Origin of the sequence: Plesiomonas sp., assembly GCF_051650925.1 — a bacterium.
Taxonomy (GTDB): domain Bacteria; phylum Pseudomonadota; class Gammaproteobacteria; order Enterobacterales; family CAMTGL01; genus Plesiomonas.
In genome coordinates, this window is the sequence record NZ_JBOFRH010000367.1 from 1 (window position 1) to 10094 (window position 10094).

Annotated in this window: 7 protein-coding genes; 3 read left to right on the plus strand and 4 right to left on the minus strand. The window is 48.2% G+C overall.

Features of this window, described 5'->3' with window-relative positions:
- The 3 genes from ACRC27_RS08345 to ubiT form a co-directional block, all read right to left on the minus strand.
- A partial coding sequence (locus ACRC27_RS08345) for a hypothetical protein (protein WP_438639659.1) occupies positions 1-311 on the minus strand: 311 nt, incomplete at its 3' end.
- A gap of 80 nt (positions 312-391) precedes the next feature.
- Entirely contained in the window at positions 392-901 is a 510-nt protein-coding gene (locus ACRC27_RS08350) for a GNAT family N-acetyltransferase (protein ID WP_438639660.1), read from the minus strand.
- On the minus strand, positions 895-1428 hold the full coding sequence (gene ubiT, locus ACRC27_RS08355; RefSeq protein WP_438623646.1) for a ubiquinone anaerobic biosynthesis accessory factor UbiT: 534 nt from the start codon (positions 1426-1428) through the stop codon (positions 895-897). Before ubiT ends, ACRC27_RS08350 begins: the two co-directional genes overlap by 7 nt.
- Before the next feature lie 384 nt (positions 1429-1812).
- On the opposite strand from ubiT, the gene ACRC27_RS08360 reads away from it, so the two are divergent.
- From ACRC27_RS08360 to ACRC27_RS08370, 3 genes are all read left to right on the plus strand, one after another.
- Positions 1813-3804, plus strand: coding sequence for an EAL domain-containing protein (locus ACRC27_RS08360; RefSeq protein WP_438639663.1), 1992 nt, complete (start codon positions 1813-1815; stop codon positions 3802-3804).
- A gap of 214 nt (positions 3805-4018) precedes the next feature.
- The gene (ubiU, locus tag ACRC27_RS08365; protein ID WP_438623648.1) at positions 4019-5032 is read left to right on the plus strand and encodes a ubiquinone anaerobic biosynthesis protein UbiU; all 1014 of its coding nucleotides are present in this window, start codon (positions 4019-4021) and stop codon (positions 5030-5032) included.
- Between the two features lie 14 nt (positions 5033-5046).
- The gene (locus ACRC27_RS08370; protein WP_438639661.1) at positions 5047-5925 is read left to right on the plus strand and encodes a U32 family peptidase; all 879 of its coding nucleotides are present in this window, start codon (positions 5047-5049) and stop codon (positions 5923-5925) included.
- Positions 5926-6147: 222 nt separating this feature from the next.
- Here ACRC27_RS08370 and ACRC27_RS08375 read toward each other — a convergent pair.
- Positions 6148-10094, minus strand: a 3947-nt coding sequence (locus ACRC27_RS08375) for an inverse autotransporter beta domain-containing protein (RefSeq protein WP_438639662.1), incomplete at its 5' end; no start/stop codon positions are given.

Here is a 10094-nt window from a genome sequence, read left to right on the forward strand (position 1 = left end):
AGCCATTGCCCCTGCTTCACCTGCCCGCTCGGCTGCATGTTAATGCCGGTGAGAGTCGCTTCTACCTGTGATTGAAGACGGATACCCTGACGCGCAATCAGGTTGCCAATCAGCGGCAACTGGCGGCTCAACACCCGCTCAGTAACAGGTTCAACACTTACTACCACCGCCTTTGCCGCCCCATTGCCTGTTTCCGGCGCACTGGCACCTGCCGTATGGCTTAACAGGCCAAACATAATGGCGACACTAAAACGAGTAAGATTGCGGGTAACACCTGTTATTGCAGTCATGTTTTGGGTATCTCGATCCATAAATAAACTCAGGCGACAGTTTACCGTGTGTCGCCCAAGATTTATGTCAAGATATGTAAACGTTGTGCAAAGTATTAAAATTACAGCTGATTAAACGGCTCGGCATAGGTCACTTGGGTGATAATCAGGTCATCAGGCTGATTAAAACTGTCAAGTTTGAGCCGCTGAAATGCGTGTTGATATTCAGCCCATGGGCAAGGCAGTTGTTCGGCACTGATCGGGCTAAAACCAAAACGGTGGTAATACGCCGGATCACCGAGCACCACAACCGCCTCATACCCGAACTCATTAAGGCTGTTTAACCCCTCTTTAATCAGCGCCTGACCAATGCCCTGACGTTGATAAGCCGCATCTACAACCACCGGTGCCAACGCAACCCAGTGATAATCATCGCCATTTAGCAGCAAGCGGCTAAACGCGATATAACCAATACACTGCCCACACTCATCTACCGCCACCAGCGAAAGGGTTAACTGCCCATTTTCACGCAGTTGATTGACTAAATCAGCCTCAGCCGTACTGGGAAAGGTGCGGGATAACAGCGCCGTAATTTGTGGCGCATCAACCGGTATTTCAACGCGAATCAACATGATGTTATCACCTGTGCCGTGGCAGTCTCTTTTGCTGATGCCGCCTGAGCCATTCCGCGCTGAATAAACTGCGCCAGATGCTGTAGCGCCATCTGCAACGGTTTTGGCATCAGTGTCATATCCATCGCATCCAGCAGATTTTTCACATACAGCCCCAGTTCAGTATCACCCTCGATCACCAAGCGGCGCTGGAAAAATAGGGTGTCTGGATCTTCACAACGGGCGGCAATTAAGATCAAATCATTGGTTTTACCACGAAAAGTGACATCAGCCTCAGCATGTGGAGCGACCACTAAGCGATCCCCCTGCACACTGATAAACCAGATCAAATTCAGATCTTCTACTTCCACTTTTAACCAGCGCGACTGTAAAAACTCCAGTTCGCCATCTTCCATTGCCTGATTAAACATCCAACCAAGCAGCTGTTCAAGGGCATGCTTTTGCACCCCAAATGGCACCCACTGTAACGGCATCCGTAAAAAACGGGGCGCATCATTGACTAAGCGTGCAGGTAATTGCGTCAGCACCTTGACCTCTCTGTGGTTTGTTTCGAGACAGTTAACCTCAACATTTGCATTATCGCCTCTATTCGCGGCAATTCCCCGATAAAAAATTACCGCTAAAGCCTGTTTCCGATTTTATCGCAGACAATCTCTTCGCATAGCGGCCTGCATCAATAAAATTGAAATTTCGCACCATGTCACGAATATGACAATTAGAATCTTCCTTATCGGCAAATCACATATTAATTTATTCCGCAGCAGGCCGCTAACCAACTGACAATAAGTAATAAGAACGATAAAAAAATCGGTGTAACACCTCTTTTTCAGCGCGTAACACTTAACATTGCCGCCATTTCGGCGATTGGGGATATCTGCATGCCGCTTTCAACGTTGACAGCTCACATCACTATGCTGACACAGCACAGTTCATTTATGTTTGCTGTTTTCGATTTACAACTGAATATTCACATGGTGAACAATCAGTTTTGTACTGCATTAGGGAAAGAAGCCTCTTCACTTGTCTCACAGCCGCTAGAGCACACCATCTCTCCGGCCCTGTATCAGTATCTGTCGCCTTACTTTATCCGCGCAGGGAAAGGTGAAACTGTGTATGGCGAAGTGATGTCATCGGACAATAACTCCCCTTGTAGTTACCATTTTTGCATCACCCCCGCCATGAATGCCGATAAACAGATACAGGGATATTTGCTACAGGCCAGTGATATCACCGAGCGTCACCGCCTGCTTGATACCCTGCAAGAGACGCAGCGCTACTGCCACCATTTAACGGCAATGCTTGATGATGGCATCTGTATCCTCGAAGAGGGCATTGTCGTCTCAGCCAACGAATCTGCCGCCACCATGCTGGGGGTTGCCAATGCCGCCGCACTGCTTTCACACCCGCTGCACGATTTTTTGCGCGATCCACACTCTGGCAATATTCCCGAAAATTTACACACCAGTTTCCAGCATTGTCAAACACTGGCGCTGAACAGTGCCCCGCGCATCGGCCCGCGCAGACGCTTAAGCTTACAGGCGGCCAACATTATGCAGATGGGTAACCCCGCCCAACTGGTGATGCTGCGCACCGAAACTCGGGTGAAAGATGAGCAGCAACAGCGCGATCCGCTCACCGGTTTACTCAACCGCCACAGTACCCTGCGCCAGTTACAAAACCTGATCCGCCACAATACGCCACTCTCAATGCTCTATTTAGATCTGGATAACTTTAAAAATATTAATGACTCGCTCGGCCATCATATCGGCGATAAAGTGCTGATCGAAATAGCCGGACGCCTGCGCAGCCAGTTACCTGAAAATGCCGTACTCGGCTATTTTGGCGGCGATGAGTTCGGCATTATCTTACCCAACACCGCCAAAGAGTCGGCCAAACAGTACGGTAGCAGCCTGATCCGCGCCATTCAGCACCCGCTGGAGCTGCAACAGATGCGTAAACAGCTCTCGTGCTCTATCGGCTGTGTCAGCTTTCCGGCCGATGGCAGTGAAGCGCACCACCTGCTGCAACATGCCGATACCGCCATGTATGATGCCAAAGCCCAAGGCCGCAACCGGCTGGCCAGTTACCAGCCACAAATGAACCGTGAAGCACGCCTGCGCTTATGGCTAGAAGTTGAGCTGCAAAAAGCATTAACCCGTAATGAACTAGATATCTATTTCCAGCCGAAAGTGAATACCCGCGATTTTCGGATCATTGGCATGGAAGCGCTAGTGCGCTGGAAACACCACAGCGAGGGCTTTATCAGCCCTGCCCGCTTTATTCCCGTGGCCGAAAAAGGCGGCTTGATCGACTGGCTTGGTCGAGTGGTGATGGAAAAAGTGTTTGCCACACTACAGCGCTGGCTGGCACAGGGGTTAAACCCCGGTCTGGTTTCCATTAACCTATCACCGCGGCAGTTTGCTAATCCGGGGCTGTTTAACGAAGTGCTGACACTGCAACAGCGCTACCAGATCCCGCCGCAGCGTATAATCCTTGAGATCACCGAAAACGCGGTGATGACCGATCAAGAGCACGCGGCCAAACTGCTCAATGATTTCCGACAGCACGGTTTTGTCCTCTCCATTGATGATTTTGGCACCGGTTACTCCTCACTCTCTTATCTGGCAAACTTCCCCTTTGATGAGCTGAAAATTGACCGCGGTTTTATCCACGATATTTTGCACAACCCCAAACAACTGGCGATTGTTGAGAGCATTATTAATCTGGGAAAATCACTCAACATGCACGTCATTATGGAAGGGGTAGAGACCCACGAAGAGGCCACATTGATTGCCGGATTAAACTGTGACGGTATTCAGGGTTACCACTTTTTCAAACCGATGCCAGAGGCGCAAATCGAACAACTGCTGCAACCCACATTAACCCTGCTCTCAGCCTGCTAATCGGCTGAAAGTGTTATGTTATCGCCAACATTCAGCACACAGTCAGGCATGCCGTGTTTTGGCGATAACTTGGGTATCAACGGCATTTAATTAAGGTTTTAACCCTAATTATTTTCAGTAAACCCTCTGAGTTACTGTTGAATATCAATATTGTGCGAAGATAAAGCCTTTAGGATCAGGACTTTGTTTTTTTCGTCAACAGGACGTCTTTCACATGGAATTGCTTTGCCCCGCCGGTAACCTTCCCGCACTGAAAGCGGCGGTCGATAATGGCGCAGATGCGGTTTATATCGGCTTCAAGGATGACACCAACGCCCGCCATTTTGCCGGGCTAAACTTCACCGAAAAAAAACTCGAAGAGGCGGTCAGTTATATCCGCCGCCATCAGCGTAAACTGCATGTGGCGATCAACACCTTTGCCCACCCCGACGGGTTTGTCCGCTGGCAGCGCGCGGTAGATACCGCCGCGCAACTGGGGGCCGATGCCCTGATTTTGGCTGATATCGCCATGTTAGAATATGCGGCCGAGCGCTATCCACACATTGAGCGGCACGTTTCAGTGCAAGCCTCGGCCACCAACAGTGAAGCGATTCGCTTTTATGAGCAAAATTTTGCCGTTTCACGCATTGTACTGCCGCGTGTACTCTCTATCCATCAGGTTAAACAGTTAGCACGCAACAGCAGTGTACCATTGGAAGTGTTCGCCTTTGGCAGCCTGTGCATTATGGCCGAAGGGCGCTGCTATCTCTCTTCATACCTGACCGGTGAGTCGCCCAACACCGTTGGTGCATGCTCACCCGCTCGTTTTGTGCGCTGGCAGCAAACCCCTAAAGGGCTAGAGTGCCGTTTAAATGATGTGTTGATAGACAGCTACGCCGACAACGAACATGCCGGCTACCCGACCCTCTGCAAAGGGCGCTACCGCTGTGATAACACCCATCAGGAAAAAAGTGCGCTCTACCATGCGTTAGAAGAGCCCACTAGCCTCAACACTCTCAGCCTATTGCCTGAGCTGTTTGCTGCCGGTATCGCCTCAGTCAAAATTGAGGGCCGCCAGCGCAGCCCAGCCTATGTCAGCCAAATCACCAAAGTGTGGCGACAAGCCATTGATGCCTATCAAGCCGATCCGCAAAACTTCACCGCCCAACCGCAGTGGATGCAGGCACTTGATGCGGTATCCGAAGGCCGCCAGACCACCCTCGGTGCGTATCACCGCAAATGGCAATAAAAGGAGTTCCACACATGAAATATGCATTAGGGCCGGTACTCTACTTCTGGCCAAAAGCACAAATGGAAGCCTTTTACACTGCCGCCCAACACGCCGATGCCGACATTGTTTACCTTGGTGAAACCGTCTGCAGCAAGCGGCGTGAGCTGAAGGTGCAAGACTGGTTTGCACTGGCACGGGAGTTAGCCAGCAGCGGCAAACAGGTGGTGCTCTCAACCATGGCACTGCTCGAAGCGCCCTCTGAAATCACCCAGATGCGCCGCCTGATAGATAACGGCGAGTTTTTAATCGAGGCCAATGATCTGGCCGGTGTGACCTTGGCAGCCGAAAAAAAACTGCCCTTTGTCGCCGGCCCAGCATTGAACTGCTACAACGCACATACCCTGAAAATTTTGCACCGCCAAGGCATGAACCGCTGGTGTATGCCGGTTGAGCTTTCACGTGATTGGCTGCAAAACCTGCTCGAACAGTGCCGTGATATCGGGCTGCAAGATAAGTTTGAAGTGGAAGTATTCAGTTACGGCTACCTGCCGCTGGCGTACTCTGCTCGCTGCTTTACCGCGCGTGCCGAAGACCTGCCAAAAGATGAGTGCGCCACCTGCTGTATCAAATACCCGAATGGCCGCGCGCTCTACTCACAAGAAGAGCAAAAAGTCTTTACATTAAACGGGATACAAACCCAGAGCGGTTACTGTTACAACCTTGGCAATGAGCTTAATGCTATGCAGGGGCTGGTGGATATTGTCCGCCTCTCCCCTCTGGGGTTAGAGACGCTTGATATGCTGCGCCGTTTTCGCGCTAATGAACAAGGGCAACAACCACTGCATCTAGAAGCCGAGCACGACTGTAACGGCTACTGGAAAAAGGTGGCGGGGTTGGTGTTGAGTGATTAGCGGCCATTAATATCACTGCCGCAGATAACGAAAAGCCCTGCACATTTTCATGTACAGGGCCCGTTTTTAACAAAATGCTAAATATTCAACTCAAAGAAAAACATAAAAAAACCGTAATCGCATCGCTGAATTACGGTTTTTTTATTGTGAGTAGATCGTTCAAGTGGCCTTTAACTGATCGGCATTACATCGACTACAGATAAGGTTTATCAAATATCTCTGTTATACTGATTTTACGCAAGCAACATAACCAGAAACCGAAAGTATTACCGAACTCATTGAACCATCCGTCGATTGAACAGTATAACGAGAAGAACTATCCGGTTGTTCAAGTGCTCGATAAGGGTTAGCAAACCAATTAGATTCAGGATAAGCAGCATTTGATAGACGTCCCCACTCATTCCACAACGGTGCATTAGCCTTACGTGCGGCACCTGTCATGTTCGACGGCGTACGATCAGTAAACTGATTATAGCTAAACCCTGTGTACTCTGCCGACAACCCCATATCGGAACATGCCGTTAAATAATCAATATCGCCGACATAACTTTGATTACCACTATTCACAAACCACTCTTCAATCGTTAATGTGTAAGTTTGAACAGGGTTCACACCACCTGCAATCGGTGTTGCAGTGATAGTGACTAAGCCATTGCCTGTAGCCGGTTCACCGGTAAAAGTAACAACCCCATCAACCACCTCTACCCAAGATGCATTATCCGTCCATGTATAGTAATTATGATACGTGGTAGAAGGTAAACCAGTTCCTTTACTGTTTAGCGTAAATTTAGCCTGTTTAAACCCCGTTCGAGGAAATCCCTCTGCTATCCCAAATTTAGCGTTGTTAACGTCAACCTCTACCAGTGTTGGATCAAAGACTTGGCCATCAGGATTTAACTGAGTGATGTCATTCCCCTCAGCTGAGGTCATAGCACTGTCTACAGCCTTAGGTGTACCTTCTACCCCGATCCCATTGATCGGTTTCACCGACAATTGAATCACTTTACCCAGATCTTCCGTTCCGATTTTGTGATCGCCAACGGTATTTCTAGCGGGTACTTCATTTTGAGCAGAGAATGAGGCTGATGAGCCTTTATAACCCCACTCAAAATGTGATTTATCATTATCATCACCACCCTGTGCATCAAACTCATAAGTGCCTTTCAGAGTATTACCCATATCAAGCATACCGCTGATGCGTAGATTATTAATAACCGGAATAATACTTGGATCTGTAATCACACTACTGCTCTGTACCGTAAGTGTATTTCCTTGCACATTTCTTGCGTTCTGCGCTTTGGCAGAGAGCTCGATAACTTTACCCATATCAGTAGCATTTAGCACACGCGAGGCGGCTATCTGCCCACTGGTCGTAATAGTGCTTGGCGTGCCTAAACTTTCTGTATTATCGGTATCATAACCCCACTGATACAGTGACTTGTCAGTACGGTCACCCGTTTGTGGATCCCACTGATAAGTGGCACTTAAGGTTTCACCCACGTTGAGCTCGCCGTTCATCACTAAATTGCTGATAGCCGGTATACCATTCGGGTCTATCACTTCACCTTCTGGCTGATTACCACCTTCGGTTTCATTACCATCATCACCCAGTACGCTGTTTACCGTGTCATCATTACCTGATACATCTAAGCCATTTTTAGCAAGTACATATACCGACATAACATGGCCGATATCATTGCTATCTAAAGTATGTGTAGGCACTTTTTGGCTTTCTACCACCGTTTCTACGGGTTTCAAGCCTGTATGATTATCATTTTCCCAATGCCCCCACTGATACTGTGATTTATCTTGCTTATCACCAGTCTGAGGATCCCACGTATAGGTAGCATTCAGCGTTTGTCCAACTTCGAGCGTTCCTGTCATCGCCAGATCTCTGATCAGCGGTTTACCATCAGGGTTAATAACTTCACCCTCGGGGGTTCCGCCATCGGTTTCGTTGCCAGCTTCACCACTCTCGCTACTGTCTACAGTTTCAATATTACCTTTAATATTCAGACCGTTTTCAGCCTGAACCGAAAGCTCAATTACCTTGCCTGCATATATGCTAGGATCATCGAGTTTCAGTGTTGGCACTTTTTCTGATATTTGGATATCAGCGCCTTTACCATTTTCTAATCCTGTAGCAGTTTTATCGCCTTTCACACCCCACAAGAAGTTAGATTTATCTGTGGGTTCACCAGCGTTAGCATCCCATTTATAAGAGCCATCAATATTCTTACCTATTTCTAGAGTACCGGTAATCGTCAGTTCAGTGATTTTGGGCCCTATAGCAGGATCAATCACTTCACCTTCAGGAGTTCCACCATCGGTTTCATTACCTGCTCCGCTCTCCATGCTGCTATCTACCGTCAGGACATTGTCACCTTTTATATTCAAACCATTTTCTGCCTGAATAGAAACTTCTTTAACTTTACCCGCATCAGCAGCAATAAGATCAATAGCAGGGATCACACCCGAGGTATCAATATCAGCACTCTGCTTTAATGCTGCAGTTTCGCCTTTATTGCCCCACTGGTAATTTGACTTATCAGTGCGCTCACCACCGTTAGCATCCCACACATAAGTGGCTTCCAACTTTTGACCGATTTCCAGTTTTCCACGCATTTTCAGATCAGTAACCATCGGCGCGGCTGTGTTATTAATCGTAACTTCTACATTAGTACTGTCAGTATTTGATTCATTACCTTTATTATCAATAGCTTTAGCAACCAGTGTATACAGGTTTACTCCCTCTGACTGATAAGCAGGTAACGTCACTTTAAACTGGCTATCACCTTGTGTGGTACGTGATGACAGAGGCGCAATTTTACCGCCTGCGGCAAAAAACTCGTGCCCTTCCCACTCGATACGATCAAGCGGGTATTTTGAAGCAACATTCACCACCAGTTGCTGTTCACTAATTTCCGGCCAGCTGTTGAACTCATCCACCACATTGAGCTTTAACAGCTCTTGCTTGCGGTACTCAAGTACGATGTTATTGTTTCGCTCAACCAAATCATAACGGCTGCCGGCCAGTGAGCGATACTCGGCCATTGCTGCGCCATCAAGCTGTTTATCGAGGCTTTCACCCAAACGGTAGTTAAATTCAAGGTTAAATTGTGTATCGCCTGATTGGCCTTTCTCTTTGATATAATCAACCCCCGCCGTAATCAGCGGAATTGGCGTATAGTTCACACCAATGGTGGTGGAATACGGATCTTTTTGGCGATTTTCAGCATTGCTAAGGGCGACTTCGTTACCAAAATACTGCTCATACTTGAGCTTACCACCCAATTGTGGGTGTGAAGGTAAATACGCTTCGGCACGCAAGTCTAAACCATCAGCGGCTCGCTCATCGTAATCAACCAATTCTTCTGAGGCTTTCCAACCACTTAAGCCAATATAGCCGTTCGCAGAAAGCTTCAGGTAATCACGCCAGTACTCTAAACCAACACCCACTCGGGTATGACCAGCTTCAATTTCATGATCGAAAAACAAGTTGTATCCCAGCATTTCGACATCTTTCGTATCAAAATGACGCTGACCCACACCAGCATTCACGGTGGTGCGATCATCTCGGTGACGCAGACCCAGCTGGGTAAATGACAACAACTCAGGGGTATCATCCAAGCTGACCAACAGATCAGCTTCTGAATCAGTCAGGTTAAAGTTATCATCAACATTCAGGCTTACGCGGGCGGTGCCGTACTGCTTTAACCACTCTTCTACCGATTGGTTTGCCTGTGAAACGGCTGCCGAACGTAGGCTATTCCCTGCAGAGCCCGCGGCTAATGAGCTGGCCGCTTCTGCGATCAGCGTTTCAGTATCACGCTCCATTTTCACCGCAATACGGTGTGCAGGCTTACGCTCACCTAAGCGCAAATCGGGCACTAACAATGTGTCGCCAATTTGCAGAGCATTTAATGATTTGTCTTTATAAGCTTCACTGTTGAGTTTTTTTAATTCTTCCAGTGTTAAACCAAATTGTTTAGCAATAGATATAGCGGTATCGCCCAGTTGCACCTGATACACAACCAGTGAATCAGTGCGCAGTTTGCTCTCGGCTACCGACGCATAAACTACAGGAGAGAGGCTAAGCGATATCGGTAATAACGCTTGAACAGCGATATTTGCCCACGCCATTAATGCAACAGCACGATTGGGTGTTG